Source organism: Pseudomonas bohemica, assembly GCF_002934685.1.
GTDB classification, from domain to species: domain Bacteria; phylum Pseudomonadota; class Gammaproteobacteria; order Pseudomonadales; family Pseudomonadaceae; genus Aquipseudomonas; species Aquipseudomonas bohemica.
Map to the genome: position 1 here is coordinate 87551 of NZ_NKHL01000107.1, position 25519 is coordinate 113069.

Below are 25519 nucleotides of genomic sequence, written 5' to 3' on the forward strand. Positions count from 1 at the left end.
AGACCGCAATCGCACGCAAGCGCGCTCCTGCAGCCGGATATTCATCGATCCGGCGATAACACTGCACATAACTTCGCCACCGCACCCAACATCTGCCCACTCGGCCGCTCGATGCCGTTATCCGGCACCACCAGCAACCGGGCTTTAAGCGACGCCCAGGTTTTCCAGATGTTCAGTTGCGACGTCGAACCGGCAACGACCACCTCGGGATTTCGCTGCAGAACGGCTTCAAGGCTGACCTGAGGCGCGGTCTGACTCACATCGGCAAAGACGTTACGCGCCCCGCAGACACTCAGTGCATCACTGATGATCTGCCCGCCGCCCACGGTGTAGAGCGGTTGATCCCACACCTGATAGAACACGCTCAGGGGCGTGTCCCGGTGATAGCGCGTTCTCAGCTCGGCCAATCGCTGACGAAACTCACCCGCCACCTGCCTCCCTTGCCCTGCACGACCCAGCCGCGCACCAATCTGCTCGATCTGATCGGCCAGCTGCTCCAGCGTGTGCGGCTCTGCGGTGAAAGTGGGAATGTTCAGGCGCTGCAACTGATCACGCTGAGCGGCACTGACGCTGCCAGGCCACAGCAGCAGAAGATCGGGCCGCAGGCTGAGCAATCGCTCCATTTCCAGCTGCCCGTACCGACCCACCGAAGGCAAAGCCGCGACAGACGCCGGACGATCGCCGCCATCCAGCACCCCGACCAACAGGTCGGCAGCATCCAGTTCAATGACGATTTCAGTCAGCGAAGGCGCAAGGCTCACGACTCGCTCGGCTGCGCTGACGTGCCAGGCCGCCAGCAACAGCAGACAGAAGATGGAGGGGCGCATCAGGCTAACTGATGCGCGATGCAGCAGCGTACGAACGCGCCAAGCCTGACAGACGCCAAACATTGCCAAATGTCACGCCGGATCGACTTCACTCTGATGCTCGTTGCCCATCATGTGGCCAAGTTTGCCGGCTTTGGTCGCCAGATAGAGCTTGTTGTGCGGGTTATGGCCGGTATGCAGCGGGACGCGTTCGGCGACGGCAATGCCCATGTCGGTCAAGGCTTTGACCTTACGCGGATTGTTGGTCATCAGACGCAGCGACTTCACGCCCAGGTGCTCCAGCATCGGCAGGCAGATCGCGTAATCGCGCTGGTCGGCGGCAAAGCCCAGGCGTTCGTTGGCCTCGACAGTATCAGCACCGCCATCCTGCAGCTCGTAGGCGCGGATCTTGTTCATCAAACCAATGCCGCGTCCTTCCTGGCGCAGGTACAGCAAAACACCACGGCCTTCGGACGCAATCGCGCGTAAGGCGGCTTCCAGCTGGGAACCGCAGTCGCAGCGCTGGCTGAACAGCGCATCGCCCGTCAGGCATTCGGAATGCACCCGACCGAGAACCGGAGCGCCGTCGGATACATCGCCAAGGCTGAGGACTACATGTTCACGACCGGTTTCCTGCTCGAGGAAGCCGTTCATTTTGAAAGTGGCAAAAGGGGTAGGCAGCTTGGAAGCCGCGACAAATACGACGGGCACCGTGTGCTCCTGATCAGTATGGGGGCTGGAAATTCGCAAGGCGGCATTGTAACAGCAGGTTCCGACAGGCGCTTAGGCTGAATTGTCGGCTATTCAGATCAACAAGTTTGATCATTGTCCAACTTGCTCCTTATCACGATGATCAACTGCATCGAACGGATAAGGCTGCTTCCAGTGCGCGAAGATGGGCCGCAGCTTGCCGGAATGCACCAGTTGCGCCATACGCCGATCGAACAGATCGCGCAAAAAGCGACCCCGCGCGTTATCGGCAAAGCTCAGATACAAGGGGATCGTCGTCAGGTACGTGGTGCGAAAACGCTGCGGCAGCTTGGTCTGCCGGAGGATGAAGTCGATTTCCGGCTTCGCATCGATGTACAGGTCAGCACGGCTGTGGTCGAGCATCGGGAGAATATGGTCGCGCCGGGCGACTTCATTGAAGTGCATCGCGTTGGGCAGGTAATGCTGATACTCATACCCGCGAACCCACGCCAAGCGAAAACTGCCAAGGGTTTGCAAGGTCGGAGCCGGCTCGGACGCCAGGCTCAGCGCATAGATTTGGTCAACGTCGTAATGCCATTTCGTGTACAGCGTGCCCTCAACTTCGTTCTCGTAGGCGCCAACCCAGGCGTCGGCTTGGCCGCGCTGCACCAGGCCGACCGCGCGGGTGTAGGGCTCGATGCGCGCCTGGACCTTGATCCCGGCCGGTTCGAAGAGCTCGCGCATCAGATCCCAACCCAGCCCGGTGCCGTCGGCCTCGGTGTAATCGTTCCAGTGTTCGCTGACCAGCACGATATCGTCAGGCTGGTCGGACAGGGAATCGGCCCGGGCCGGGCTTATAGCCACCGCGAAGCCCATCGTCAGCAACGACACGCCCAGCAACCATTTCATCCCGGCGCGCCCCATGAGTCGGTCCCTATATGACGCTCCATATCCAAACTAGACCCTGCATCGCCAACCAGGCGAAAACCCCGGCCAGAACGTCGTCGAGCATGATGCCGACACCGCCGTGCACGTGTTTGTCGATCCAGTGGATGGGCCATGGCTTGAGGATGTCGAAGAAACGGAACACCAGGAAACCCACCAGCAACCACACCCAGCCTTCGGGCACCAGCCACAGGGTGATCCACATGCCGACCATTTCGTCCCAGACGATGCCTTCGTGGTCATGCACGCGCAGGTCGTCAGCCACCTTGCCGCACAGCCAGAAGCCGAACAGCATGGTGATGCCCAGCATCAGCCAGTAGCCCCAGTCCGGCAGCATCTGCCACAGCGGAACGAACGGCAGGGCGACTAGCGAACCCCAGGTGCCCGGCGCCTTGGGCAAGGTGCCGGAGCCGAAACCAAAGGCCAGGAAATGCCAGGGGTTGGTCCACACCGACGGTGGAACGTTTTCCGCCGGGACCTGATTAGGATGATCTGTCACCGTGTCTCCCGAAAATGTTGATAACCCCGAGTCAACGGAGTGACGTCCTGCCCTTGATCGTCGATAAGCGCCACGCCCTGCCCTTCGACCACCCGACCGATCACGAAAATCGGCCAGCCAGCGGCAACGAGATCAGCCAGCAATGATGCCGGGAGCGTGAACGCGAGTCTGTAGTCATCGCCGCCACTGAGCGCGGCATTGAGCGCTTCGTCCGCGTCGAAAAATGCCAGCAGCGCGTCAGACATCGGCACTTTCGCGCGCTCCACCAGCAAGCGTACGCCCGATGCCATCGCGATGTGTCCGCAATCGGCAAGCAGCCCGTCGGAGATATCCAGCGCCGATGTCGCCTTGCCGCGCAATGCCTGACCCAAGGCCATTTGCGGCTGCGGCGACCAGTAGCGCTCGAGCAAAGCCTGTGTGGTAGACGCCCCGGTGGCGCGCTGGTTCAACACCAGCGGCAGCGCTCCGGCGCCATCGCCCAAAGGCCCGCCAACGCACAGCAAGTCCCCCGGCTTCGCACCGCTGCGGGTCAACGCCTGCCCTGCTGGTATTGAGCCGAACACCGTCACCGTCAGGCTCAAGGGCCCACGCGTGGTGTCGCCGCCAATCAGGCGCATCGAGCAGCCTTGGGCCATCTGGTTCAGACCACGGGCGAAGGCTTCCAGCCAGGCGGCGGAAACTTCCGGCAAGGTCAGGGCAAGGGTGAATGCGAGGGGTGTGGCGCCCATCGCTGCCAGGTCGCTGGCAGAGACGCCAAGGGCGCGCTGGCCCAGCAGGAAAGGATCGCAGACGTCGGGAAAATGCACTCCGGCGACCAGCGTGTCAGTGGAAATCGCCAGTTGCTCGCCCGGACTCACCGACAACAGGGCGCAGTCGTCACCGATCCCCAATGCGACACCTTCACCCGGCTGCGCACAGGGCGCAGCGGCAAAGTAGTTGCGGATCAGCTCGAACTCGCCCATGGCGTCGAACGCTAGAGGTTCTGGAGATCCAGACGCCTCAGCGCTTGTGAGCCTTCACTTCGGCTTCGCGCAGACGCGGAGCCAGCTTGTCGAGCACGCCGTTGACGAACTTGTGGCCGTCGGTCGAACCGTAGACTTTCGCCAGTTCGATCCCTTCATTAATGACCACGCGGTACGGCACGTCGATGCGCTCGATCAGCTCCCACGTCGAAAGGCGCAGTACAGCCAGCTCCACTGGGTCCAGCTCTTCGATGGTGATGTCCAGGCAAGGCGTCAGGGCCGCCTCGATCTCTGCCTTCTTACCCGGAACGCCGTGCAGGATTTCACGGAAGTAAGTCGCGTCGACGTCGGTGAAATCGTTATCGACGCGAAACTGCGCTTCGATCTCGTTCAACGACTGCTTGGCCATGTGCCACTGGTAGAGCGCTTGCATGGCGAGCTTGCGGGCAGCGCGGCGTTTTTCGCTCTTCGAGGGTTTGCCAGCGTCGGCCGGGCGAGGGTCGCGCGGGTTGAACTGATCGCTATCGTCGTTAATCACTTGGCCTCCAACTGCGCCAACAGGCTGACCATCTCGATGGCGGACAGGGCAGCTTCTGCGCCTTTGTTACCAGCCTTGGTGCCGGAACGTTCGATGGCTTGTTCGATGGAATCAACGGTCAGCACGCCAAAGGCCACCGGCACGCCAAACTCCATGGAGACCTGGGCCAGGCCCTTGGTGCATTCGCCGGCCACGTATTCGAAGTGCGGGGTGCCGCCACGAATGACCGCGCCCAGCGCGATGATCGCGGAGTACTCGCTGCGTTGAGCGACTTTCTGCACGACCAGCGGGATTTCGAACGCGCCCGGTGCGCGGATGATGGTGATGTCGTTTTCGCTCACACCATGGCGAACCAGGGCATCAACGGCACCGCTCACCAGGCTTTCCACGACGAAGCTGTTGAAGCGGCCAACCACCAGGGCATAGCGACCTTGGGGGGCGATGAAGGTACCTTCGATGGTCTTCAGGGTCATTCGGCTGAGTCTCGTGTTTCGTATTAAAGAGCAAGCAAGCGCGCATAAGGGCGCGCTTGCAGGGATTTTAGGCCACGAATCGGCGACCGCAGGAACAAAAACCGTGAAAACATCGACGCTTCCACGGTTCATCAACTGCCGGTCTTTATTCGGAGGGCACGTATTCTACAACTTCCAGATCGAAACCGGATATCGCGTTGAACTTCATTGGCGAACTCATCAGGCGCATTTTGCGTACGCCCAGGTCGCGAAGGATCTGCGAACCGGCGCCCACAGTGCTGTAGGTGGTCGGCGTCTTGACCGGCGCGGCACCTGCGGTTTCCCGAACATGAGCCAGCACGGCGTCACCATCGAGGGGATGACCGAGCAGCAGCACCACGCCGCTGCCCGCCTCTGCCACGGCGGTCATGGCGGCACGCAGGCTCCAGCGGCCGGGCTGTTTGACCAACAGCAGATCGCGCAGCGGGTCCATATTGTGAACCCGAACCAGGGTTGGCTCTTCCGCGCAGATATTGCCCAGGGTCAGCGCTAGGTGAACGTCGCCTTCGACCGAATCGCGGTAGGTCACCAGGTTGAACTGGCCCTGTTCGGTGTCCAGCGGCTGCTCGGCAATCCGCTGAACCGTACGTTCGTGGATCATCCGGTAATGAATCAGGTCGGCGATGGTGCCGATCTTGATGTTGTGTTCGGCGGCAAATGCTTCGAGTTCGACGCGACGAGACATGGTGCCGTCGTCGTTCATCACTTCACAGATCACGCCGGTCGGCTCGAAACCGGCCATGCGCGCCAGATCGCACGCGGCTTCGGTATGGCCGGCGCGGGACAGGGTGCCACCGGCCTGGGCCATCAGCGGGAAGATGTGGCCGGGGCTGACGATGTCGTCGGCCTTGGCGTCCTTGGCGGCAGCGGCCTGCACGGTGCGCGCGCGATCGGCAGCGGAGATGCCGGTGGTCACGCCTTCAGCGGCTTCGATGGAAACAGTGAACTTGGTGCCGAAACCCGAACCGTTGCGCGGCGCCATCAGAGGCAGTTTCAGGGCTTCGCAACGTTCGCGGGTCATCGGCATGCAGATCAGGCCACGGGCATAACGCGCCATGAAGTTGATGTGCTCGGCCTTGACGCACTCGGAAGCCATGATCAGGTCGCCTTCGTTCTCGCGATCTTCGTCATCCATGAGGATGACCATCTTGCCTTGGCGAATGTCTTCAACCAGTTCTTCGATGCTATTGAGCGCCACGCGGCACCCCCCTTCGATTCAGGATTTGAGGTAGCCGTTGGCGGCCAGAAAGCTTTCGGTGATGTTGCCGCCCTGGGCCGGGGTCGGGTCGGCGGCTTTGTCACCGAGCAGCAAGCGCTCCAGGTAACGCGCCAGCAGATCCACTTCCAGATTGATCTTACGGCCAGGGCGATAGTCGCCCATGATGGTCTCGGCCAGCGTGTGCGGCACGATGGTCAGCTCGAACTCGGCGCCATTGACGGCGTTCACGGTCAGGCTGGTGCCGTCGACGGTGATCGAGCCTTTGTGCGAGATGTACTTGGCCAGCTCGCGGGGCGCACGCATGCGGAACAGGATCGCACGGGCGTTTTCTTCGCGGGACAGCACTTCGCCGACGCCATCGACGTGGCCGCTGACCAGATGGCCGCCCAGCCGGGTGGTCGGGGTCAGGGCTTTTTCCAGGTTGACGCGGCTGCCGGTCTTCAGATCGACGAACGCGGTGACATCCAGGGTTTCGCGGCTGACGTCAGCCCAGAAACCGTCGCCCGGCAGCTCGACGGCTGTCAGACATACGCCGTTCACAGCGATGCTGTCGCCGAGTTTGACGTCGGAAAGGTCGAGTTTGCCGGTCTCTACATAAACGCGGACGTCGCCGCCTTTAGGGGTCAGGGCGCGGATGCTGCCAATGGATTCGATAATGCCGGTAAACATGGGTCCTCCGGGAGAACAAGGGCCAGCGCTAGAAGCGAAAGGCGGAATTATACGCTCGGGTTCGGCGTCGGTATTGCGATCACGCGCCAATCACTTCCGACTGCACGCATTTCGACGATTTTCAGCTCCAGCGCCTCACTCATTTGCGCCAGCGGCAGGTCCAGCAACGGGCGCGCCGACGAACCCATGAACTTGCCCGCGACGAAAATCTGGAACTCATCGACCAGACCCATACGCGTGAAGGCACCGGCGAGTCTAGGCCCGGCTTCGACGAGTACGTCGTTTACGCCACGCGCTGCCAGCTCGACCAACAATTTGCGCAGGTCGACATGGCCGCCACTGCTCGGCAGCGCCAACAATTCGTGACCCTGTTCCTGATAACGCTCTCGGGCCGATGCCGCAGCGCAGGTGGCGACCAACGCGTTGTCGGCCTTGAAGAACGGCGCATCCAGCGACACACGCAGGCGACCATCGACCAGCACGCGCAACGGCGGACGGGTCACGGCCAGCGCAGTCAGCTCGGCGTTCAGGCCCAGTTCATCGGGCCGAACGGTGAGTCGGGCGTCGTCGGCCAAAATGGTATCGGCGCCTGTCAGCACCACACTCGATTGAGCGCGCAGACGCTGTACCGCCGAACGCGCCTCAGGCCCAGTGATCCATTTGCTCTCGCCGCTGGCCATCGCCGTACGACCGTCAAGGCTCATCGCCAGCTTGACCCGCACATAGGGCAGCCCATGCTCCATGCGCTTGAGAAAACCCTTGTTGATCGCCCGGGCTTCGCTTTCCAGTACGCCGCTCTGCACCGCGATACCGGCGCTCATCAGGCGCAGCAGGCCGCGTCCGGCGACGTCGGGATTGGGATCTTGCATCGCCGCGACCACACGACCGACACCGGCATTGACCAGTGCGTCCGCACACGGCGGCGTGCGCCCGTGGTGGCTGCAGGGTTCGAGGGTCACGTACGCCGTGGCGCCTCTGGCTTTTTCGCCCGCCTGGCGCAACGCATGGACTTCAGCGTGGGGTTCGCCTGCGCGCACGTGCCAGCCTTCGCCGACCACCTCGCCATCGCGCACGATCACGCAGCCGACACGAGGGTTGGGGTGTGTCGAATAAACGCCCTTGCGCGCCAGCTCGAGCGCTCGCGCCATATAAAAAGCGTCGAGTACGCTTTGCTCTGTGGAGGACATGCTCACTCTTTAACCGGCTCGCGGGCCAGTCGGTCGATTTCTTCGCGGAATTCGTTGAGGTCCTGGAACCGCCGATACACCGAAGCGAAGCGGATATAGGCCACTTCGTCGAGTTTCTGCAGCTCGCCCATCACCAGTTCGCCGACGATCAACGACTTGACCTCGCGCTCACCGGTCGCTCGCAGCTTGCTCTTGATGTGGGCCAGGGCCGCTTCCAGGCGCTCGACGCTGACCGGGCGCTTCTCCAGCGCACGCTGCATACCGGCGCGAAGCTTTTCTTCATCGAACGGCTGGCGGCTGCCGTCCTGCTTGATCAGCCGGGGCAGGACCAATTCGGCGGTTTCGAACGTGGTGAAACGCTCGCCGCAGGCAACGCATTCACGACGGCGGCGAACTTGATCGCCTTCGGCGACGAGGCGCGAGTCAATGACTTTGGTGTCGTTGGCACCGCAAAAGGGACAGTGCATGGTGGCAGGCAACAAAAAAAGGGAGGGCCATGGTAGCGCATCCCGCCCGCAAGACAAGTCTCGGCCTTTGAGGTATATAGACGCGCATTCGGTGCAGCCAAATCTGTCCCCCTCGGCGAGACTGCGTCATCCCACCCGTATTTCTGTTTGCTGGAGCTGTTCATGTCGCTACGTTCGCTTGCTGTCATCAGCCTGCTCGGTTTGCTCGCTGCCTGTAGCTCCACAGAGCCATCCAAGCCTGCGGCCCCTGCCAAACCCGCACCCAACGCGATCAAACTGCCTGAAGGGCCTGGCCCGCTGCTGCCTTATCAACGCGAGGTAAGCGGTCAATTGCTGGGCGTGCCGGCTGGCGCCGAGGTCGAACTGGCGCTGTTGGTCATCGACGATCGCAATCGCCCGCAGAAGCTTTTAAGCAGCACCAAGCTGATGGGCAACAATCAGTCCCTGCCGTTTCAGTTGCGCTTCAACCCCGAAGCCTTTCCTGAAGGGGCACGAGTCGAGTTGCGCGGGCGCGCCAGTCAGTCCGGTCAGTTGATTCTGCATCTGCAATCGGTGTTGATCGCCAAACCTGAAACCCAGTCACTGGGCCAACTGCAATTTTTCAAGATGCCATGACGCCACCGCCCCAACTGCAAGCAGCCTTGAGCCAATTGCTGGGCGACGCGCGACTGATCGCCGAGCCGCTGCCGGGTACTGAGCTTAAGTTGTGGCTGATCGACGCTTTGAACATGGACCGCGCGTTCAGCCCGGAAGAAACCCGACGCATTCTGGAGGAGCCGCCGTACTGGAGTTTCTGCTGGGCCAGTGGCCTGGCGTTGGCGCGTTTTCTCGCCGAGCATCCACATTGGGTCGAAGGCAAGCGGGTGCTGGATTTCGGCGCAGGCTCGGGCGTGGCGGGCATCGCGGCGATGAAGGCCGGGGCGCTGGAGGTGGTGGCGTGTGATCTTGATCCGGTCGCGATCGCGTCCTGCAAGGCGAACGCGGAACTCAATGGGGTAACGCTCAGCTATTCGGCGGATTTCTTCGCCGAGGCAGATCGCTTCGATCTGATTCTGGTCGCCGACGTGCTGTACGACCGCGCCAACCTGCCACTGCTCGATCAGTTCCTGAGTCGCGGCAAAGAAGCGCTGGTGGCGGATTCGCGGGTGCGAGATTTTCAGCATCCGGCGTATGAGCGGTTGGGGATTCTCGAAGCGCTAACCTTGCCGGATCTGGCCGAGCCGTGGGAGTTCCGGCGTGTGAGCCTGTATCACGCGATCAGATGACCACCGACGTCATTGTAGGAGCGCGCTTGCCCGCGAAAGCAGCGTGTCAGGCTACATTTCGCTACAGACACACCGCGTTCGCGGGCAAGCGCGCTCCTGCGATCCAGAGTCGTGACTTCCGACAATCCCCCCAGCCCTTTATAGTTGCCGTCATTGAGCCTTTTTTCGAGAGTTACGATGAGCCAGGAAACGCCGTACATCTTCGATGCGACCACCGCCACTTTCGATCAGTTGGTCATCGAGAATTCCTTTCACAAACCCGTGCTGGTGGATTTCTGGGCCGAGTGGTGCGCGCCGTGCAAGGTGCTGATGCCGCTGCTGCAACAGATCGCCGAAAGCTATCAGGGCGAGTTGCTGCTGGCCAAGGTCGATTGCGACGCCGAGCAGGACATCGTCGGCCGCTTCGGCATTCGTAGCCTGCCGACCGTGGTGCTGTTCAAGGATGGTCAGCCGGTCGATGGTTTCGCCGGCGCGCAGCCTGAGTCCGAGATCCGCAAGCTGCTCGAACCCCATGTAAAGCTGCCGCCTCCTGCCGCAGCCGATCCATTGCAGACAGCGCAAGCGATGTTTGCCGAGAGCCATTTCGCGGAAGCCGAAGCCGTTCTGCAGACCATTCTCAGCGAGGACAACTCCAACGCCGCGGCACTGATTCTGTACGCGCGCTGCCTGGCCGAGCGTGGCGAGCTGACTGAGGCCCGTACCGTGCTGGACGCGGTCAAGGGCGACGAGCACAAGGCGGCATTGGCTGGCGCTAAGGCCCAGTTGACGTTCCTTGGCCAGGCAGCCGCCTTGCCGGACGTCGCCGACCTCAAGTCCCGTATCGCGCAAAATCCGCAGGACGACGAAGCGGCGTATCAACTCGCGATTCAACAATTGTCCCGCCAGCAATACGACGCGGCGCTGGAGGGTCTGCTCACGCTGTTCATCCGCAACCGCAGCTACAGCGAAGGTCAGCCGCACAAGACCCTGCTTCAGGTGTTCGACCTGCTTGGCAACGATCACCCGCTGGTCACGACCTATCGTCGCAAGTTGTTCGCTGCGCTTTACTGATCCACCCAGTGATACTCCGGCGCATCGCCATGGCTTTCGACTCTGACGTTGGAGCTGTGGCGCATGCGCACCATCAGGCGCTTTCCTGCCGCCGTACTCCCCGCCAGCCCTTCCAGTTGCCCGAGCAAATCCGGCCCGCTCATGTGCCCGGACTTGCGCAGCAGGTCCTGAGCGATGTTCCAGACTGCGTCGTTGTGGCTGGCCTTTGGTTTGGCCTGCGCAGGGCTATCAGACATGCTCACCAGCGAATGCGCGCCCAACTGGATCCCCAGCTTCGCCCAATCGCCGTCGTCCATTTCCACGGTCAGATCCACCGGCAGGTCGCCGACGGTTCCACGAATTCGCAGCATATGTGTGTCCTCTGATTGGCGATGCGGCATGGTCCCACAGCACGACATTGCCGGACAAAAAAGTTAAGAACTCGCACAACATATTGTTATAAGATCACATAACAATTTCGAACCTCTCCCGGAGCTCTTTCCATGCGTCGTCTGCTATTGGCCCTTCCGTTCGCGCTGCTTCCCCTCGCCATCGCTCACGCCGCTGACGAACATGATCACGGCAGTCTCGGCGCGCATGTGCACGGCGTGGCGCGGCTGGACATGGCGCTGGATGGCCGCACGCTGGAAATCGAACTGGATACACCGGCCATGAACATCGTCGGTTTCGAACACCCCGCCACCACCGATGCCGACAAAATGAAGCTGGCGCTCGCACGGGAAACCCTGCTCAAGCCCCACGGCCTGTTCAGCATCCCGGAGGCCGCCGGTTGCACGGTGAGCAAACAGAAGCTGGAAAGCCCGCTGTTCGGCCACGAGGGGGATGACCACAACGACGGCGATACCGACGAGCATGAACACGAGCACAGCGAAATCCACGGCCATTACCAGTTCACCTGCAGCGTTGCGGCGGTGCTGAACAAACTGGACCTGACGCAACTGTTCAAAAGCTTCCCCGCCACCCAAACCATTCAGGTACAACTGGTCACGCCGAAACGTCAGATGGGTGCCGAAGTGCGTCCGAGTAACCCCGTCGTCAAGTTCTAATGATCGCGGCTGCGCACATACGGCCGAGATTTTCCGGTCGTTCACTTTCCCGATATGACTCAGGCCATGACTCAAGCACTTATCGAGCTGTCCGACCTCGGCTTCACCTGGCCAGGCCACTCGCCGTTGCTGGACATCCCGGCATTCCGTCTGGAGCCCGGCGAAACCCTGTTCCTCAAGGGCCCGAGCGGCAGCGGCAAAACCACGTTGCTGGGACTGCTCGGCGGCGTACAGAAACCCAATAGAGGCAGCATCCGGTTACTTGGTCAAGAGCTGACCCAGCTCTCGGCCGGCGCCCGTGATCGCTTTCGCGTCGATCACACCGGTTACATTTTTCAACAGTTCAACCTGCTGCCGTTTCTTTCGGTGCGGGAGAACGTCGAACTGCCCTGCCATTTTTCAAAACTGCGCGCGCAGCGGGCGACACAGCGCCATGGCAGCGTCGATCAGGCCGCTGCCACTTTGCTTGCCCATTTAGGTTTGAAGGATGCGCAATTGCTCGACCGCCGCGCCGATTCGCTGTCCATCGGCCAGCAACAACGGGTTGCGGCCGCTCGGGCGCTGATCGGTCAACCGGAACTGGTGATCGCCGATGAACCGACGTCGGCTCTGGATGCCGACGCCCGTGAAGCCTTCATTCAGCTGCTGTTCGCCGAATGTCGCGAGGCCGGGGCCAGCCTGTTGTTCGTCAGCCATGATCAAAGCCTGGCGCCGCTGTTCGACCGCAATCTGTCGCTGGCCGAACTCAATCGCGCCGCCGTCGCCGCCGAGGTTTGAGATGTATCTTCTTCGCCTGGCGCTGGCCAGTCTCGCCAACCGTCGCTTTACCGCGTTTCTCACCGCCTTCGCCATCGCACTGTCAGTGTGTCTGCTGTTGGCCGTGGAACGCGTGCGCACCGAAGCCCGCGCCAGTTTTGCCAGCACCATCAGCGGCACGGACCTGATCGTCGGCGCTCGTTCCGGCTCGGTCAATCTGCTGCTGTATTCGGTGTTCCGCATCGGCAACGCCACCAACAACATCCGCTGGGACAGCTTCGAGCACTTCGCAGGCAGCAAGCAGGTGAAGTGGGCGATCCCTGTTTCCCTTGGCGACAGCCATCGCGGCTATCGGGTGATGGGCACCACCGAAGCGTATTTCGAGCACTACCAGTACGGCCGCCAGCGACATCTGGAACTGGTCGATGGACGACCGTTCGACACCGATCCGTTTGAAGTGGTACTCGGTGCCGAAGTCGCCGAGGCGCTGCATTACAAGCTCGGCGACAAGCTGGTGCTGGCCCATGGCGTGGCCGTGGTGAGCCTGGTCAAGCACGACGACATGCCGTTCACCGTCGTCGGCATCCTCAAGCGAACCGGCACGCCGGTGGACCGCACGCTGCACATCAGCCTGGGCGGCATGGAGGCGATCCACATCGATTGGCACAACGGCGCGCCGGCTCAGGGCGCAGGACGTATCACCGCCGATCAGGCGCGCAACATGGACCTGACGCCGACCGCCATCACCGCATTCATGCTCGGGCTGAACAGCAAGATTTCCACCTTCGCCCTGCAACGGGAAATCAATGAATTCCGTGGTGAGCCGATGCTGGCGATCCTGCCGGGCGTGGCCTTGCAGGAACTGTGGAGCCTGATGGGCACGGCTGAGAAGGCGCTTTTCGTGATTTCGCTGTTCGTGGTGCTGACCGGATTGATCGGCATGCTGACAGCCATCCTCACCAGCCTCAACGAGCGGCGGCGGGAGATGGCCATCCTGCGTTCGGTCGGCGCTCGGCCCTGGCATGTCGCAACCCTGCTGATTCTCGAAGCGTTTGCCCTGGCACTGGCGGGTGCGGTCAGCGGTCTGGCGCTGCTGTACATCGGCATTGCGGCCGCGCAGGGTTACGTGCAGGCGAATTACGGCCTGTACTTGCCGCTCTCGCTGCCCAGCGCTTATGAATGGACGCTGCTCGGCGGCATTCTCGGAGCAGCGCTGCTGATGGGCGTCGTGCCTGCGTGGCGTGCTTATCGCCAGTCGCTGGCGGATGGTTTGTCGATTCGTTTATGAGGACGTGGTAATGCGCAGGTCGTGGGTGCTGTTGTGGTTGTTGGTCGCATCGAGCGCATGGGCGCAGGACTTGCGGGTGCTGACGTGGCAGGAAATGATCCCGCCCGACGCACCACCGGTGAAACTGATCACCGCGCCCATCCATGACCTGTCGAAAATGGCTGATGCCTTGTCGGTGGAATCAGCGCCAGCGGCCCATCAACTGGCGCCGAACGCCCCGGTGGTGAAATCGCTGGACGGCCAACAGGTGCGCCTGCCGGGTTACATCGTGCCGCTGGAAGTCAGCGAAGAAGGCCGCGTCACCGAGTTTCTGCTGGTGCCGTACTTCGGCGCCTGCATACACGTGCCGCCACCGCCGCCGAACCAGATCGTCCACGTCACCAGTGAGCTTGGGGTGAAGGTCGACGAGCTGTACCAGCCGTACTGGATCGAAGGGCCGATGCAGGTCAAATCCAGCACCAGCGAACTGGCCGATGCGGGGTATCAGATGGAGGCGGACAAGATTCTGGTTTATGAATTGCCGGATGACAGCAGCGGCCAGTGATCGGGTACCAGCTGCAAGACAGATCCAGCAAGCCGCAACACCGCGAACCTATTTGAAACTCGCAGCTGTTCTTCATTTCATTGAGCTGTGTCAAAACCCGCGCATCAGACACTTCGTAACATAGGGCATCACTTCTAAACGCCCTTTCGGAGCCCCCATGAACAAGTCCCTGCTCGGCGCATCTCTGGTTGCGCTTGCCCTCTGCACACCGATCGCCGCCGAGGCCCACCAGGCCGGTGATTTCATCGTGCGCGCGGGCGCGGCGCGGGTGAATCCCAACGAGGACAGCGGCAACCTGAAGCTCGACGGGACCAAAGTCTCGGGCACCAAAGCCACCGCCGACAACTCGACACAACTGGGCCTGACCTTCGCCTACATGCTGACCGACCACGTGGGCCTGGAACTGCTGGCCGCGACCCCGTTCAGCCACACCATCGGCGTGAAAGGCCTGGGTCCTGGACTGGACGGCAAGCTGGCAGACGTCAAACAGCTGCCACCCACACTGTCGCTGCAGTACTACCCGATGGACGCCGCGTCGAAATTCCAACCCTATGCCGGTATCGGCCTGAACTACACCAAGTTCTTCGACACTGACCTCAGCGGCGAGCGCAAGGATCAGGGTTTCAGCAACCTCAAGCTCAAGGATTCGGTAGGCTTGGCCGGGCAGGTCGGTATGGATTACATGCTGACCGACAACATCATGCTCAACGCCTCGGTGTGGTACGTCGACATCGACACCAAGGCCAGCGTTGACGGCCCATCTGCGCTGAGCGTTGGCAAAACCAAGGTGGATGTTGACATCGACCCTTGGGTCTACATGGTTGGTGTTGGTTACAAGTTCTGAAACGCCGCTGACCTGTAGGAACGCGCTTGCCCGCGAAGAGTCTTCCATCCGATGAATCTCGGTCGGTCACATGGGCCTCTCGCGGGCAAGCGCGCTCCGATAAAGAATGATTGCGTAAAAAAGGCACCCCATGGGTGCCTTTTGCGTTGCAGGGATTAGCTTACGAGGCACAGCGCCCCATCAGGCGCGCCAAACCTATAGCGAGAGGCGTCGGCTCCGGTACCCTGAAGCGTGCGAGCAAACGCTGGTTGTCAGCGCGGGAATGCTTGATGTCTCCCGAACGCGGCGGCAGATACGTCACCGGGGGCAAACTCCCGACCACTTGACCAAATGCCGCCAACAGCTCGTTCAACGACGTAGTGGCATTCAGGCCGACGTTGACTGCGCCCTCTTCGGCCACCGGCAACTCAAAACCCTGCACCACGAGATCGACCAGGTCTTCGACATAAAAGAAGTCCCGAGTCTGCTCGCCATCACCAAAAACCGAGATCGGCAGGCCCTTCTCGGCGCGCTCGGCAAAAATGCTGATCACCCCGGAATACGGTGAAGACGGATCCTGACGCGGCCCGAAGATGTTGAAGAAGCGAAACACCACCGGCTCCAGACCGTGTTGACGACGATAAAAGTCGAGATAGTGCTCGCTCGCCAGCTTGTCCGAGGCATACGGTGTCAGCGGCGCTTTGGGCGTGTCTTCGTTGATGGCCTGGCCTTCGCCGTTGTTGCCGTACACCGCCGCGCTGGAGGCGAACACCACGCGTTTGATGCCGGCCTGACGCATGGCTTCGCAGACGTTCAACGTGCCGATGAAGTTGCTTTGGTGGGTCTTGACCGGATCGTCTACCGAGGCCTGCACCGAAGCCACCGCCGCCAGATGCGCGACTGCCTGGCAACCCATCGCCGCCCGCGCCACCAGCGCCGCATCGGCTACATCGCCCACGATCAGCTCGACCCGAGGATTGTCCAGCGGCAGGTTGCTGCGCTTGCCGGCGGACAGGTCGTCGAGCACGCGCACGGCATAGCCTTTGGCGAGCAAAGCGTCGACCAGGTGCGAACCGATGAAACCGGCGCCGCCGGTAATAAGGACAGGAGCATCAGACATGACGGTAATAGCGGTCCAATAGGCTGGGCAAACCGGCACGCCATGCGCGGGGCTTGATACCAAAGGTGTGAAGGATTTTCTTGCAGGCCAGCACCGCGTTCTGCGGCTCTTCGGCGGCATCGGGGCTGGCGGCGTGGGCTTGGGCGGTTGGCGCTTCGATGGCCAGCGTGCGCATCAGGCGCGCCTCGGTGAGAATCGCCTGCCCCAACGCCAGCGGAGTGGTGGCCTCATGACCGGCGTAGTGATAGGTGCCCCACAGCGGCGCGGCGCAATCGAGCTGTTTGAGCACCGAAATGATTACCCGCGCGGCGTCATCGACAGGCGTTGGGTTGCCGCGACGGTCATCGGCCAGCAGCAGTTCGTCCGTGGTTTCGGCGCGGGTCAGGAAACGCCCGAGCACACCATCGGCGCTGTCATCGAGCAACCAGCCAAAACGTAACAGCACATGTTGCGGGCAAGTGGCGCGCACGCTTTGTTCAATGCGCCACAGCGCCTGACCACGGGAGCCCAGCGGGACCGGTTCGTCCTTCTCGCTATAGGCAGTAGCGCGCGAGCCATCGAATACCCGATAGCTGGAAGGTTGAACCAGAACGATGTTGTGATGCTGGCACAGCTGCGCCAGACGCTCGACGGAGCGTTCCTGGGTGTCCAGCCTTTCCGCGCTCACACTCTGCGCCTGAAACCAGTCGTAGTAGTAAGCAAGGTTGATCAAGGCGTCCGGGCGGGTGTCATCGAGCAGTTGCGTCAGGCTTGCCGCATCCCACCCGTCTTGTGGCGGACGCGGTGCGAGGAAGCCAATGTCCTCCTCGGCACCCAGACGAATCAACGCCTGCCCAAGGGCATTCCCGCCGCCCAACAGCATAAGGCGCATTCGCATAGAGTCAGCAGGCTCGGTCTTGGAATTCAATTGGAAACAATAGGTGAAAAACGGTCGCAAACATAACACGTCGCGCGGATAAGTCCCAACAGGTGGGCTGGGCGCGGTGTTTCGCCGGGCATTTTATCGGTGGGAGTGAGCTTGCTCACGAAGACTGGCGATCATGGGCTGGATATCTGGGCTCTTCGAACTCCCCTTTCGTGAGCAGGCCCCCTCCCACAGTTGCCCTATGCCATACATCACACGGACCAAGCCCGATCACCGGCCCTTGCATCCCTTAACGTTCACCCTCATAAACAGAGGCATGAACCTTCTCCAGACTCTCGCTCCGGTGCTCGACGACTTTCATCCGGCCGTCAGCGCCTGGTTCACCCGGACCTTCCCGGCCGTTACCGCTGCCCAGGCCCAGGCGTGGCCGCTGATCAAGCGCCGCCAATCGACGTTGATCGCCGCGCCTACCGGCTCCGGCAAGACGTTGACTGCGTTTCTGGCGGTGATCGACGACCTGGTCCATCAGGGCCTTGAGCTAGGCGGTCAGTTGCCAGATCAGACCTTCGTGGTCTACGTCTCGCCCCTCAAGGCGCTGTCCAACGACATTCAGATTAATCTGCAGAACCCGCTCGCTGGCATCACCGAACAGCTTGAGCAGCGGGGCTTGCCGGGGCTGCGCATCAGCACCGCCGTGCGCACCGGCGACACCCAGCAAAAAGAGCGCAACGCGATGCGCAAGACAGCGCCGCACATTCTGGTCACCACCCCGGAATCGCTATATGTGTTGCTGGGCTCGGACTCCGGCCGACGCATGCTATCGAGCACACAGACGGTGATCGTCGACGAAATCCACGCCATCGCCGCCAGCAAACGCGGCAGTCATCTGGCGCTGAGTCTGGAGCGGCTGCAGGCGTTGTGTGACAAACCCTTGCTGCGCATTGGCCTCTCGGCGACGCAAAAACCCATCGAGCGGGTGTCGCGCTTTCTGGTCGGCAGCGATCCGGTCAGTCGGCCTTGCGCCATTGTCGACATCGGCCATGCCCGGCCTAGAGACCTGGCAATCGAAGTGCCGCCCGTGCCGCTGACGGCGGTAATGGCCAATGATGTCTGGCAACTGGTGTACGACCGCCTCGCAGAGCTGGCGCGCGAACACCGGACCACGCTGATCTTCGTCAATACCCGGCGTCTGGCCGAACGTATGGCACGCTTTCTCAGTGAGCGCCTGGGCAAGGAGGCCGTGGCCGCGCACCACGGCAGTCTGGCCAAGGAACAACGGCTGGACGCCGAGCAACGACTCAAGCGCGGCGACCTGCAAGTGCTGATCGCCACTGCCTCGTTGGAGTTGGGCATCGATATCGGCGATGTCGATCTGGTCTGTCAGATCAGTTCCCCGCGCTCCATTGCTTCTTTCCTGCAGCGTGTCGGACGCTCCGGGCACCACGTGGGCGGCACGCCAAAGGGGCGGCTGTTCGCCATTTCCCGCGATGACCTTATCGAGTGCGCAGCCTTACTGGACTGCGTGCGCCGCGGCGAACTCGACACGTTGCTGATTCCCAAGGCGCCGCTCGACGTAGTAGCGCAGCAGATCATTGCCGAGGTCAGCTGCCAGGAGTGGGAAGAACAGGCACTACTGGAAATGTTTCGCAAGGCGTCGCCCTACGCCGAGTTCGACGAGCAGCATTATCAGGCGCTGTTGGGCATGCTCGCCGAAGGCTACAGCGGGCGGCAGGGCGTGCGTGCGGCTTACCTGCATCGCGATGCCGTGACTCGAACGTTGCGCGGCCGACGCGGCAGCAAACTCACGGCGGTGACCAGCGGCGGCACGATTCCGGACAACGCCGACTACAGCGTGATCCTCGAACCGCAGGCGCTGAACATCGGCACGGTCAACGAAGACTTTGCGGTGGAAAGCCTTGCGGGCGACATCTTTCAGCTGGGCAACACGTCTTACCGCATCCTGCGCATCGAATCGGGCCGAGTACGAGTGGAAGACGCACAAGGCGTGCCGCCGAACATCCCCTTCTGGATGGGTGAAGCACCGGGGCGCAGCGATGAATTGTCGTTCGCCGTGGCCCGATTGCAAGCCGACATCGATCAGCGACTCAGCGACCATCCGGGCAATCTGCAGCCTTGCACCGACTGGTTGATGACCACATTGGGCCTGGGCCTGGACAGCGCCGAGCAATTGGTGGAGTACCTGGCGCGGGCGCGCTCTACCCTCGGCGCCTTGCCATCGCAGGACACGCTGGTGATGGAGCGCTTCTTCGACGAATCCGGGGGCACGCAACTGGTCATCCACACGCCCTTTGGCAGTCGCATCAATCGCGCATGGGGCCTGGCGTTGCGCAAACGTTTCTGTCGCACCTTCAATTTCGAACTGCAGGCTGCCGCCAGCGAAGACGCCATTGTGTTGTCGCTGTCCACCAGCCACAGCTTTGCACTGGATGAGGTCTGGCGTTATCTACATTCCAACAGCGCCGAACACATCTTGATTCAGGCGGTACTGGATGCGCCCTTGTTCAATGTGCGCTGGCGCTGGAACGCCGGAGTCGCGCTGGCTCTGCCGCGTTATGCGGGCGGTCGAAAAGTCGCGCCCCAACTGCAACGTATGAAGAGTGAGGACCTGATCGCTACGGTGTTCCCGGACCAGATCGCCTGCCTGGAAAACCTCGTCGGCGAACGCGAAGTGCCCGAGCATCCGCTGGTGGAGCAGACACTGGACGACTGCCTGCACGAAGCCATGGACGCTGACGGCTGGCTGGCGTTGTTGCGGCGCATGGAAAAAGGCGATGTGCGCCTGATCGCCCGCGATCTGCCCGCGCCCTCTCCGCTGGCGGCCGAGATTCTCAACGCTAAACCCTACACCTTCCTCGACGACGCGCCGCTGGAAGAGCGTCGCACTCAAGCGGTCCTCAACCGTCGGTGGAGCGATCCGGAATCGGCCGACGATCTGGGCGCGCTGGACGCTGAGGCTATCGTTGCGGTGGCCGAGGAAGCCTGGCCGCAACCGCAGAATATCGACGAAATGCACGAAGCGCTGATGAGCCTGGGGTGTGTCAGTGGCGCCGAAGCGCGGGAGCAAAGCGACTGGATGAAGTGGCTGGAGAACCTGGCCCGATCTGGCCGCGCCATGCGTTTGCAGGTCTCGCCTGAGCAGGCGCTGTGGATTGCCCTTGAGCGTCTTACCTGCCTGCGGGCGGTTTATCCTGCGGCTGAAATGCATCCACCGCTGGCAGTGCTGCCCGGCTTCGATGAAGTCTGGAATGAAGACGACGCCAAGGTTGAAATCGTTCGCGCGCGCCTGAGCGGTTTCGGGCCGTTAACCGTGCCAGACATCGCCGCGCCGTTGGCGCTACAGCCAAGCGATGTCGCTCAGGCGCTGGCCCAGCTGGAAAACGAAGGCTATGTGCTGCGTGGCCGTTTCAGCCCCGGCGCCAGCGAAGAACAATGGTGCGAGCGGCATCTGCTGTCGCGCATTCATCGCTACACGGTCAAACGCCTGCGTCGGGAAATCGAGCCTGTTTCGTTGCAGGACTTCATGCGCTTTCTGTTCGATTGGCAGCATCTCTCTACATCGACTCAGAGCCAGGGCAAAGCGGCTTTGCCCGAAGTGGTCGATCAACTGGAGGGCTTTTCTGCCGCCGCTGGCGCGTGGGACAGCGATATTCTTCCGGCGCGACTGAAGGATTATTCCCAGAGCTGGCTGGATGACCTGTGCCGGTCCGGCAAGGTGATGTGGATGCGTCTGACAAGCCGCACCAAGGTTGGCAGCGCGGCATTGCGCAGTACGCCGATTGTGTTGCTGCCGCGCCCGCAGGTGCGGCTATGGAGCGGCCTGACTGAACAGCCTGCGCCCACCGAGCTTTCATTGCGCGCCCAGCGGGTGCATGAGGTGCTGTCGACTCAGGGCGCGATGTTCTTCGACGAACTGACGACTGAAGCGCATTTACTGCGCACCGAGCTGGAAAACGCGCTGCAGGAACTGGTCGGCGCAGGCCTGGTTAACGCCGACAGCTTTGCCGGCCTGCGCGCACTGATTACCCCCGCCAGCAAACGCGCGACCCACACCAGTCGGCGCAATCGCGGGGCATTCATCGGTGGCATGGACGATGCCGGGCGCTGGGCCCTGTTGCGTCGAGCGCCAGCCCCTGAAACCACATCGCCACAACGGCTGGACAGCGACACGCTGGAGCACATCGCCATGACCTTGCTGCGCCGCTACGGCGTGGTGTTCTGGCGGCTGCTTGAGCGTGAAGCCGACTGGCTGCCGAGCTGGCGAGAGCTGCTGCGTACGTTCCATCGTCTGGAAGCGCGGGGTGACATTCGCGGCGGACGCTTCATTGCGGGGCTAGCTGGTGAGCAGTTTGCGTTGCCAGAGGCCATCCCTGTGCTTCGGGAGGTCCGCAAACGTCCGCTGGATGGCAGCCTGATCGGCGTCAGTGGCGTCGATCCGCTGAATCTGGCGGGCACCTTGCTGCCGGGCGCGAAGGTTGCAGCAGTGGTCGGCAATCGCTTGGTGTATCGCGACGGAGTACCCATCGCGGCCATAGTCGCGGGCAAACCACAGTATTGGGGCGAGCTGGATGCCGGGATGATGTTGCAGGTGCGGGATCGGTTGTTCAGATAGCTCTGCAAGCGTAGGAGCGCGCTTGCCCGCAATGGCTGTGCGCCAGTCAACCATTCGGCAACAAGCACATCGCCATCGCGGGCCAGCGCGCCCCTAGGATAGATCGGCTCAAACCGGACTCTCCGAGCCATCCTTGTTCACCACCGTCGCCTTGCCCGGCACCGGCTGCGGTTGCCCATCTTCATCCTCGACCGGCGCCATCTGCCCGTTGTGCGGACTCATGATCAGCTGTGGGTAAGTCTGCGCGAATCGCACGTCGGGGGACTTATCCACAAGACGCTTGAGCTTGTCGTTGAACGAGCGGCTCACCGCGTACTGCCCGCCCGACGAAGTACGGAATTGAGCGGTGATCACGATCCCGTTCATGTCCATGCGATCGAGCCCGAACACCTCCAACGGCCCTTGCAGCTTGCTCGCCAGCAGAAAGTCGTCACTGATCGCCTGCCCTGCTTCGCGGATCAGCGAAGTCGCTGAGTCCACATCCGAGTCGTAGGTGAACTGGAACGAAAAAAACGCATAGGCGAATTGCCGGGACTGGTTGGTCACCGCCTTGATCTGGCCGAACGGCACCGAATGCACGAAGCCCTTGCCATCGCGCAACCGCAGCGTGCGAATGGTCAGGCTTTCCACCGTGCCGGCATGACCTGAATCCAGCACCACCCAATCGCCGATGGAAATCGTGTCCTCAATGATGATGAACAGGCCGGTGATCACATCCTGAACCAGTTGCTGCGAACCGAAACCGATGGCCAGACCGACGACCCCCGCACCGGCCAGCAGCGGCCCGACATTGATCCCGAGATTGGCCATGGTGGTGATCGTGCAGATCACCACCAGAATGATTTTTATCGCATTACGCAGCAGTGGCAGGATGGTCTTGACACGCGTACTGGGCTGGCGCGTGGAGCGATTATTGGTCGGCGGCTTGAGGGCCTCCTGGATCGCCGTGTCCATCACTACCCACAGCAGCCAGGTCACCAGGAAGATCATCCCGATACTGCTCAATGAGTCGCTGATCACCTTGCCAAGCGCGTTGCGTTGCGCGAATTCGAACAGCGAAAAGCCCCATATCCTGCCCAATATCTCGATGAACCCTATCGCCAGAGCAATACGCAGTACTGCATGCAGCAGGCTCAGCAGACGTTCCTTATAGACGCTGCTAATGCGCGCTTCGGCGGGTTTGAACATATGCTGAAACAGGGTGCTTAGGAACACCGTCCCGATCAATAACACTGTCGTTAGCAACGCGCATCGCAGGGCTTCCTGACTGTCCTCTCCCGCGCCGATCAGACTGACCGCCGACACCAGGATCATCAGCAAAATCGGCAGATGCCAAAGGCTCGAGAAAATCTTCAATGTCTGCTGCAACGCTGGTCTCGTCAGGCGAGCGGCCAACGGACGGTTGCGAATCAGATGCGCCACTGGCCTACGCATACGAATGACGACGATGCAGAACATCACCGAGGCCATCAGACCGGTGAACGCTGCGACGCTGGTGGTCACGTTGCCGCCCAACTGACGGGCAATCTGAGGACTGGTCAGTGCATCGCTCAAGGCCGCGAAGAAGCCGATGATGAACAGCGGATGTGGCGTGTAATCACGAATGATGCGAACCGCTGGGCGCTTGTGCCCCGAGTTGAACAGTACGATCACCGACAGCAACACCGAGGTCGAGAAAATACCGCTGCTGGTGGAGTACGCCAGGCACAGCGCCAGCGCCCTGCCCACCGACGTCGGGATGAAATGACTGACATACAACGTCAGCGGCAGGCAGATCAGCGCCGGAATCGTGAACGGCAAAATGTACCCCAATACGCCCTGCACTCGCCCGTACCGTTGCAGCAGGCGATGCCGGGATATACGGCTCGCGATGAACGCACCAACGCGATTGAGGATCAGGAATGCGCCGATCCAGACGACCGACAAAATCAGGAAATCTCCGGCAATGGCCCACGGCGAGCGGGACGATGGCTTGTTGACCAAGGCCCCCAGCTCATCAGCAGCGCGGTCAGCACGCAAGCGCCAGGAGTCGAACAGATGGCCGTCCAGATCCAGCTTGTTCTGCACGCTGTCGATACTTGAGCTGATGGCCCCGAGCAATCCTCCCTTGACCAGAATTTCCGGCTTTTCGGGCTCGGCAGCAGGCGTGTCAGCCGGGGCGCTTGATTGTGCGGTACTGGCCGCAGGGGCATCGGCCGCTTGAATGTTGAGGCTGCCGAGGCAGAGGATTACACACAGCAACAGGACGGATTTGAAGTTCGACAAAACGCAGGTCACTCCTTTCAGTCATGAGGGACGGAGAAATCAATGCCCACAGAAACTGATCGATATTCGCCCCGCAAGTTCGCCTGCGTCGCAAAGCTTCATGCGTACCGGTTCGTCCCGACCAACGGAAACAACCATTTTTCATGCGTCGCTTGACCGGGGAGAACGATCGTTCTACCTTGCAAACCCATGAGCACACAGACAAACGATACCCGCGAAAAAATCCTCGCGACCGCCGAACGACTCATCTACCAGAACGGGATTCACGCCACCGGCATGGACCTTCTGGTGAAGACTTCCGGCGTTGCCAGAAAGAGCATCTACCGCTACTTCGCCACTAAGGACGAAGTGGCCGCTGCCGCGCTGAACGCTCGAGACGTGCGCTGGATGCAGTGGTTCAGGACCGAGTCCAACAAGGCTGAAACGCCGCGAGGGCGAATCCTGAACATGTTTGTCGTACTTAATGACTGGTTTGAGTCCGAAGGTTTTCATGGCTGTGCGTTCATCAACACGGCCGGTGAGATTGGGGATTCGAATGACCCAATCCGGCTGATCGCCAAATCGCACAAACAGAAGTTGCTCGACTACGCGCTTGAACTCGCCGAGCAACTGAACATCGAGCAACCGTCAGTACTGGCCAGACAGTTGCTCATTCTGATGGAAGGCGCCATCACCACCGCTCGCGTCATGGGTGACTACAGTGCCGCCGACAGCGCAAGGGATGTTGCGCAGTTGTTGCTGAAACAGGCCTCGCCCTAGAGGCCCGAGCTTGAAGAACGCTTCACTCACCGATCTATCCAACTTGCCTGGAGGCTTCGCCATGTCCAACGCTCAGACTCGCCCGCCACTACCTCCCTTCACCCGCGAATCGGCCATTGAAAAGATCCGCTTGGCCGAAGACGGCTGGAACAGCCGGGACCCGGAAAAAGTGTCCCTGGCCTACACACTCGACACCCAATGGCGTAACCGCGCCGAGTTCGCTACCAACCGCGAAGAAGCCAAAGGCTTTCTGACCCGCAAGTGGAAAAAAGAACTCGACTACCGGCTGATCAAAGAGTTGTGGGCCTTCACCGACAACCGCATCGCCGTGCGCTACGCCTACGAATGGCACGACGATTCGGGGAACTGGTTTCGCTCCTACGGAAACGAAAACTGGGAATTCGCCGAAGACGGCCTGATGCATCGTCGATTCGCTTGCATCAACGACATGCCGATCAAGGAATCGGAGCGCAAATTCCACTGGCCGCTGGGACGCCGCCCCGATGACCATCCGGGATTGAGCGACTTGGGGCTTTAAACGCAACTTGTCGCTCCCAAGACAAAGCCCCCGGCAGCAGAGCTGTGCGGGGGCCTGTTTGTTCAACGCGTTACTG

At 61.4% G+C, this 25519-nt stretch carries 26 protein-coding genes; 11 read left to right on the plus strand and 15 right to left on the minus strand.

Going from position 1 to position 25519, the window contains the following annotated elements; genetic code table 11:
- Window positions 1–41: 41 nt before the first annotated feature.
- From CE491_RS13715 to nrdR, 11 genes are all read right to left on the minus strand, one after another.
- The gene (locus CE491_RS13715) at window positions 42–827 is read right to left on the minus strand and encodes a cobalamin-binding protein (RefSeq protein WP_110948930.1); all 786 of its coding nucleotides are present in this window, start codon (window positions 825–827) and stop codon (window positions 42–44) included.
- A gap of 72 nt (window positions 828–899) precedes the next feature.
- Window positions 900–1517, minus strand: a complete 618-nt coding sequence (ribA, locus tag CE491_RS13720; protein ID WP_110948887.1) for a GTP cyclohydrolase II — start codon at window positions 1515–1517, stop codon at window positions 900–902.
- A 111-nt stretch (window positions 1518–1628) separates the two neighbouring features.
- Window positions 1629–2405, minus strand: a complete 777-nt coding sequence (locus tag CE491_RS13725) for a type 2 periplasmic-binding domain-containing protein (protein ID WP_234407594.1) — start codon at window positions 2403–2405, stop codon at window positions 1629–1631.
- Between the two features lie 25 nt (window positions 2406–2430).
- Window positions 2431–2940 carry a phosphatidylglycerophosphatase A family protein gene (locus CE491_RS13730; protein ID WP_110948888.1) on the minus strand — a complete coding sequence of 170 codons (510 nt, stop codon included), beginning with the start codon at window positions 2938–2940 and terminating at the stop codon, window positions 2431–2433.
- The gene (gene thiL / locus CE491_RS13735) at window positions 2937–3902 is read right to left on the minus strand and encodes a thiamine-phosphate kinase (RefSeq protein WP_110948889.1); all 966 of its coding nucleotides are present in this window, start codon (window positions 3900–3902) and stop codon (window positions 2937–2939) included. The genes CE491_RS13730 and thiL overlap by 4 nt, the downstream gene beginning before the upstream one ends.
- A gap of 37 nt (window positions 3903–3939) precedes the next feature.
- Window positions 3940–4440: a transcription antitermination factor NusB gene (nusB, locus tag CE491_RS13740; protein WP_110948890.1), complete on the minus strand. Its 501-nt coding sequence runs from the start codon at window positions 4438–4440 to the stop codon at window positions 3940–3942.
- Complete coding sequence (gene ribH / locus CE491_RS13745) at window positions 4437–4913, minus strand: 6,7-dimethyl-8-ribityllumazine synthase (protein ID WP_110948891.1); 477 nt, start codon at window positions 4911–4913, stop codon at window positions 4437–4439. The genes nusB and ribH overlap by 4 nt, the downstream gene beginning before the upstream one ends.
- A gap of 145 nt (window positions 4914–5058) precedes the next feature.
- Window positions 5059–6150, minus strand: a complete 1092-nt coding sequence (gene ribBA, locus CE491_RS13750; protein ID WP_110948892.1) for a bifunctional 3,4-dihydroxy-2-butanone-4-phosphate synthase/GTP cyclohydrolase II — start codon at window positions 6148–6150, stop codon at window positions 5059–5061.
- 18 nt (window positions 6151–6168) lie between these two features.
- Window positions 6169–6840 carry a riboflavin synthase gene (locus CE491_RS13755; protein WP_110948893.1) on the minus strand — a complete coding sequence of 224 codons (672 nt, stop codon included), beginning with the start codon at window positions 6838–6840 and terminating at the stop codon, window positions 6169–6171.
- A 47-nt stretch (window positions 6841–6887) separates the two neighbouring features.
- Window positions 6888–8027, minus strand: a complete 1140-nt coding sequence (ribD, locus tag CE491_RS13760) for a bifunctional diaminohydroxyphosphoribosylaminopyrimidine deaminase/5-amino-6-(5-phosphoribosylamino)uracil reductase RibD (RefSeq protein WP_199885104.1) — start codon at window positions 8025–8027, stop codon at window positions 6888–6890.
- Between the two features lie 2 nt (window positions 8028–8029).
- Complete coding sequence (nrdR, locus tag CE491_RS13765; RefSeq protein WP_165869747.1) at window positions 8030–8494, minus strand: transcriptional regulator NrdR; 465 nt, start codon at window positions 8492–8494, stop codon at window positions 8030–8032.
- A gap of 162 nt (window positions 8495–8656) precedes the next feature.
- On the opposite strand from nrdR, the gene CE491_RS13770 reads away from it, so the two are divergent.
- The 3 genes from CE491_RS13770 (at window position 8657) to trxA (ending at window position 10809) form a co-directional block, all read left to right on the plus strand.
- Window positions 8657–9109 carry a YbaY family lipoprotein gene (locus CE491_RS13770; RefSeq protein ID WP_110948895.1) on the plus strand — a complete coding sequence of 151 codons (453 nt, stop codon included), beginning with the start codon at window positions 8657–8659 and terminating at the stop codon, window positions 9107–9109.
- The gene (locus tag CE491_RS13775) at window positions 9106–9759 is read left to right on the plus strand and encodes a class I SAM-dependent methyltransferase (RefSeq protein ID WP_110948896.1); all 654 of its coding nucleotides are present in this window, start codon (window positions 9106–9108) and stop codon (window positions 9757–9759) included. Before CE491_RS13770 ends, CE491_RS13775 begins: the two co-directional genes overlap by 4 nt.
- A 177-nt stretch (window positions 9760–9936) precedes the next feature.
- Window positions 9937–10809: a thioredoxin gene (gene trxA / locus CE491_RS13780; protein ID WP_110948897.1), complete on the plus strand. Its 873-nt coding sequence runs from the start codon at window positions 9937–9939 to the stop codon at window positions 10807–10809.
- Here trxA and CE491_RS13785 read toward each other — a convergent pair.
- Window positions 10803–11159, minus strand: coding sequence for a hypothetical protein (locus tag CE491_RS13785; protein ID WP_110948898.1), 357 nt, complete (start codon window positions 11157–11159; stop codon window positions 10803–10805). The genes trxA and CE491_RS13785 overlap by 7 nt on opposite strands.
- A gap of 132 nt (window positions 11160–11291) precedes the next feature.
- On the opposite strand from CE491_RS13785, the gene CE491_RS13790 reads away from it, so the two are divergent.
- From CE491_RS13790 to CE491_RS13810, 5 genes are all read left to right on the plus strand, one after another.
- Window positions 11292–11855, plus strand: coding sequence for a DUF2796 domain-containing protein (locus CE491_RS13790; protein ID WP_110948899.1), 564 nt, complete (start codon window positions 11292–11294; stop codon window positions 11853–11855).
- 66 nt (window positions 11856–11921) lie between these two features.
- Window positions 11922–12632 (plus strand): ABC transporter ATP-binding protein, encoded by a 711-nt coding sequence (locus CE491_RS13795; protein ID WP_110948900.1) that lies wholly within the window; start codon window positions 11922–11924, stop codon window positions 12630–12632.
- 1 nt (window position 12633) lies between these two features.
- The gene (locus CE491_RS13800; RefSeq protein ID WP_110948901.1) at window positions 12634–13899 is read left to right on the plus strand and encodes an ABC transporter permease; all 1266 of its coding nucleotides are present in this window, start codon (window positions 12634–12636) and stop codon (window positions 13897–13899) included.
- Window positions 13900–13909: 10 nt separating this feature from the next.
- Complete coding sequence (locus CE491_RS13805; protein ID WP_110948902.1) at window positions 13910–14443, plus strand: DUF3299 domain-containing protein; 534 nt, start codon at window positions 13910–13912, stop codon at window positions 14441–14443.
- 157 nt (window positions 14444–14600) lie between these two features.
- The gene (locus tag CE491_RS13810; protein WP_110948903.1) at window positions 14601–15287 is read left to right on the plus strand and encodes an OmpW/AlkL family protein; all 687 of its coding nucleotides are present in this window, start codon (window positions 14601–14603) and stop codon (window positions 15285–15287) included.
- A gap of 160 nt (window positions 15288–15447) precedes the next feature.
- Here the strand turns inward: CE491_RS13810 and CE491_RS13815 are convergent, their stop codons facing one another.
- Both CE491_RS13815 and CE491_RS13820 read right to left on the minus strand, forming a co-directional pair.
- Window positions 15448–16386 (minus strand): NAD-dependent epimerase/dehydratase family protein, encoded by a 939-nt coding sequence (locus tag CE491_RS13815; protein WP_110948904.1) that lies wholly within the window; start codon window positions 16384–16386, stop codon window positions 15448–15450.
- A complete protein-coding gene (locus CE491_RS13820; protein ID WP_110948905.1) occupies window positions 16379–17263 on the minus strand; it encodes a sugar nucleotide-binding protein in 885 nt (294 codons plus the stop codon). Before CE491_RS13820 ends, CE491_RS13815 begins: the two co-directional genes overlap by 8 nt.
- Before the next feature lie 304 nt (window positions 17264–17567).
- Here CE491_RS13820 and CE491_RS13825 point away from each other — a divergent pair, with 304 nt between their 5' ends.
- Window positions 17568–21881, plus strand: a complete 4314-nt coding sequence (locus CE491_RS13825) for a DEAD/DEAH box helicase (RefSeq protein WP_110948906.1) — start codon at window positions 17568–17570, stop codon at window positions 21879–21881.
- 108 nt (window positions 21882–21989) lie between these two features.
- Here CE491_RS13825 and CE491_RS13830 read toward each other — a convergent pair whose 3' ends face one another.
- A complete protein-coding gene (locus CE491_RS13830; protein ID WP_110948907.1) occupies window positions 21990–24146 on the minus strand; it encodes a mechanosensitive ion channel family protein in 2157 nt (718 codons plus the stop codon).
- 189 nt (window positions 24147–24335) lie between these two features.
- On the opposite strand from CE491_RS13830, the gene CE491_RS13835 reads away from it, so the two are divergent.
- Together CE491_RS13835 and CE491_RS13840 are read left to right on the plus strand one after the other, a co-directional pair.
- Window positions 24336–24905, plus strand: a complete 570-nt coding sequence (locus CE491_RS13835; RefSeq protein WP_110948908.1) for a TetR/AcrR family transcriptional regulator — start codon at window positions 24336–24338, stop codon at window positions 24903–24905.
- Window positions 24906–24966: 61 nt separating this feature from the next.
- Window positions 24967–25443: a nuclear transport factor 2 family protein gene (locus CE491_RS13840; protein ID WP_110948909.1), complete on the plus strand. Its 477-nt coding sequence runs from the start codon at window positions 24967–24969 to the stop codon at window positions 25441–25443.
- Window positions 25444–25519: the final 76 nt, after the last annotated feature.

Excerpts from the sequence above, each read along its gene's own strand:
- trxA (WP_110948897.1), top strand. The coding sequence starts at position 9,937 with ATGAGCCAGGAAACGCCGTACATCTTCGATGCGACCACCGCCACTTTC.
- CE491_RS13840 (WP_110948909.1), top strand. The coding sequence starts at position 24,967 with ATGTCCAACGCTCAGACTCGCCCGCCACTACCTCCCTTCACCCGCGAA.
- CE491_RS13820 (WP_110948905.1), bottom strand. The coding sequence starts at position 17,263 with ATGCGAATGCGCCTTATGCTGTTGGGCGGCGGGAATGCCCTTGGGCAG.
- CE491_RS13825 (WP_110948906.1), top strand. The coding sequence starts at position 17,568 with ATGAACCTTCTCCAGACTCTCGCTCCGGTGCTCGACGACTTTCATCCG.
- CE491_RS13790 (WP_110948899.1), top strand. The coding sequence starts at position 11,292 with ATGCGTCGTCTGCTATTGGCCCTTCCGTTCGCGCTGCTTCCCCTCGCC.
- thiL (WP_110948889.1), bottom strand. The coding sequence starts at position 3,902 with ATGGGCGAGTTCGAGCTGATCCGCAACTACTTTGCCGCTGCGCCCTGT.
- CE491_RS13835 (WP_110948908.1), top strand. The coding sequence starts at position 24,336 with ATGAGCACACAGACAAACGATACCCGCGAAAAAATCCTCGCGACCGCC.
- nrdR (WP_165869747.1), bottom strand. The coding sequence starts at position 8,494 with ATGCACTGTCCCTTTTGCGGTGCCAACGACACCAAAGTCATTGACTCG.
- CE491_RS13755 (WP_110948893.1), bottom strand. The coding sequence starts at position 6,840 with ATGTTTACCGGCATTATCGAATCCATTGGCAGCATCCGCGCCCTGACC.
- ribH (WP_110948891.1), bottom strand. The coding sequence starts at position 4,913 with ATGACCCTGAAGACCATCGAAGGTACCTTCATCGCCCCCCAAGGTCGC.
- CE491_RS13800 (WP_110948901.1), top strand. The coding sequence starts at position 12,634 with ATGTATCTTCTTCGCCTGGCGCTGGCCAGTCTCGCCAACCGTCGCTTT.
- CE491_RS13725 (WP_234407594.1), bottom strand. The coding sequence starts at position 2,405 with ATGAAATGGTTGCTGGGCGTGTCGTTGCTGACGATGGGCTTCGCGGTG.
- ribD (WP_199885104.1), bottom strand. The coding sequence starts at position 8,027 with ATGTCCTCCACAGAGCAAAGCGTACTCGACGCTTTTTATATGGCGCGA.
- CE491_RS13715 (WP_110948930.1), bottom strand. The coding sequence starts at position 827 with ATGCGCCCCTCCATCTTCTGTCTGCTGTTGCTGGCGGCCTGGCACGTC.
- CE491_RS13815 (WP_110948904.1), bottom strand. The coding sequence starts at position 16,386 with ATGTCTGATGCTCCTGTCCTTATTACCGGCGGCGCCGGTTTCATCGGT.
- CE491_RS13785 (WP_110948898.1), bottom strand. The coding sequence starts at position 11,159 with ATGCTGCGAATTCGTGGAACCGTCGGCGACCTGCCGGTGGATCTGACC.
- CE491_RS13805 (WP_110948902.1), top strand. The coding sequence starts at position 13,910 with ATGCGCAGGTCGTGGGTGCTGTTGTGGTTGTTGGTCGCATCGAGCGCA.
- CE491_RS13810 (WP_110948903.1), top strand. The coding sequence starts at position 14,601 with ATGAACAAGTCCCTGCTCGGCGCATCTCTGGTTGCGCTTGCCCTCTGC.
- CE491_RS13775 (WP_110948896.1), top strand. The coding sequence starts at position 9,106 with ATGACGCCACCGCCCCAACTGCAAGCAGCCTTGAGCCAATTGCTGGGC.
- CE491_RS13770 (WP_110948895.1), top strand. The coding sequence starts at position 8,657 with ATGTCGCTACGTTCGCTTGCTGTCATCAGCCTGCTCGGTTTGCTCGCT.
- CE491_RS13795 (WP_110948900.1), top strand. The coding sequence starts at position 11,922 with ATGACTCAAGCACTTATCGAGCTGTCCGACCTCGGCTTCACCTGGCCA.